Genomic DNA, 2,209 nt, shown 5'->3' with positions numbered 1-2,209 from the left:
GGGGTCCACATTGCTCCCGAGGGTCAGTCGGGAGCCGGGATGGGATGCTGGTTGTGGAGACGATCGCGAAGATCCGCCGCGCGTACTTCGTCCAGGGTAAGGCGATCAAGGCAATCTGCCGGGAGCTTGGTGTCTCGCGCAAGGTGGTCCGCAAGGTGCTGCGCTCGGGGGCAACCGAGTTCGCCTACGAGCGGAGCGTGCAGCCCCAGCCGAAGATCGGACCCTGGCGGGAGCAGCTCGAGCGGCTGCTGGCCGAGAACGCCGGCCGGCCCCGCCGGGAGCGGCTGACGTTGATGCGGGTCTTCGAGGAGCTGAGAGGCCTGGGCTACGAGGGCGGCTACGATGCGGTCCGTCGTTATGCCTCGGCCTGGACCCAGGAGCGCGCGACGGCCACGGCATCGGCCTTTGTGCCGCTGAGCTTCGCCCCGGGCGAGGCCTACCAGTTCGACTGGAGCCACGAGGTCGTGCTGATCAACGGCACGACCGTGACGGTGAAGGTGGCCCATGTCCGGCTCTGCCACAGCCGGATGCTCTTCGTGCGGGCCTATCCGCGCGAGACCCAGGAGATGGTCTTCGACGCGCACGAGCGGGCCTTTGCCTTCTTCCGCGGGGCCTGCACACGCGGCATCTACGACAACATGAAGACGGCGGTGGACGCGATCTTCGTGGGCCGGGAGCGGGCCTACAATCGACGCTTCCAGCAGATGTGCGGCCACTACCTGGTCGAGCCGGTTGCCTGCACCCCAGCCTCGGGCTGGGAGAAGGGGCAGGTCGAGAACCAGGTGGGCGTGATCCGGCAGCGGTTCTTCGCGCCGCGGCTGCGGGTGAGGAGCTACGAGGAGCTCAACGCCTGGCTTCTGGACCGCTGCATCGCCTACGCCAAGGCGCAGGCTCACCCGGAGGTGCGCGACCGGACGGTCTGGGAGATGTTCGAAGCCGAGCGGCCGAGCCTGGTGCCCTATGCCGGGCCCTTCGACGGCTTCCATGCCGTGCCGGCCTCGCCCTCCAAGACCTGCCTCGTGCGCTTCGACAACAACAAGTACTCGGTCGAGGCGAGCGCCGTGGGCCGACCGGTCGAGGTCCGCGCTTACGCCGACCGCATCGACCTGCGCCAGGACGGGCGCCTGGTTGGCCGCCACCCGCGCTCCTTCGGTCGCGGCGAGACCGTCTACGACCCCTGGCACTACGTGCCGGTGCTGGCCCGCAAGCCCGGGGCGCTGCGGAACGGGGCGCCGTTCAAGGACTGGGTGCTTCCGGCCGCGCTCGAGCGGGTCCGCCGCAAGCTCAAGGCCGCGCCCGACGGCGACCGGCAGATGGTGGAGATCCTGAGCGCCGTGCTGACCGACGGCTTGGCCGCGGTGGAGACCGCCTGCGCCGAGGCGCTGCGCGAGGGCGTCCACTCCGCCGACGTGATCCTGAACATCCTCGCCCGGCAGCGCGATCCCGGTCCCCCTGTGACGATCATGACCCCCGAGGCGCTCAAGCTGCGGCACGAGCCCGTGGCCGACTGCGCCCGCTACGACAGCCTGAGGAGGGCAAGCGGATGATGGAACGATCGGAGATCCTGGCCACCATGAGTGGGCTGAAGCTCTTCGGCATGAAGGCCGCCTATGACGAGATCGTCTCCACGGCCGTGAAGCGCCAGCACGAGCCGCAGCGGGTGGTCAGTGACCTGCTCGGCGCCGAGCTCTCCGAGAAGCAGGCGCGCTCGATCAAGTACCAGATCGCCATCGCCAAGCTCCCCTTCGCCAAGGAGGTCGAGGAGTTCGCCTTCGACGGCACCCCGGTGAACGAGACCCTGGTGCGTGACCTGGCCGGCGGCGGCTTCCTCGAGCAGCAGCGCAACCTCGTGCTGGTCGGCGGCACCGGAACGGGCAAGACCCACCTTGCCGTGGCCATCGCGCGCTCCTGCATCCGGGCAGGCGCACGGGGCCGCTTCTTCAACGTCGTCGACCTCGTCAACAAGCTCGAGGCCGAAGCCCGCGCCGGCCGGCAGGGGCGCTTGGCCGACCATCTCGCCCGGCTCGACGTCGTCGTGCTCGATGAGCTGGGCTACCTCCCATTTGCCCAGGCCGGAGGCCAGCTCCTCTTCCACCTGGTGAGCCGCCTCTACGAGCAGACCTCGGTGATCGTGACCACCAACCTGGCCTTCGGCGAGTGGCCGGCCGTCTTCGGCGACGCCAAGATGACCACGGCCCTCCTCGACCGG

General features: G+C 69.4%; 1 protein-coding gene and 1 pseudogene. Both read left to right on the top strand.

Annotated elements, in window-relative coordinates; genetic code table 11:
- Positions 1-44: 44 nt before the first annotated feature.
- Positions 45-1,614: pseudogene (istA, locus tag FHG71_RS23120) on the top strand (IS21 family transposase).
- Positions 1,544-2,209, top strand: a 666-nt coding sequence (istB, locus tag FHG71_RS23115; protein WP_281281998.1) for an IS21-like element helper ATPase IstB, incomplete at its 3' end; no start/stop codon positions are given. The pseudogene istA and the gene istB, both read left to right, overlap by 71 nt.

This window comes from Rubellimicrobium roseum, from assembly GCF_006152145.1.
Classification (GTDB): Bacteria; Pseudomonadota; Alphaproteobacteria; order Rhodobacterales; family Rhodobacteraceae; genus Rubellimicrobium; species Rubellimicrobium roseum.
The sequence above is the reverse complement of the archived record's forward strand: the minus strand, read 5'-3'. Positions and strand labels throughout refer to the sequence as shown.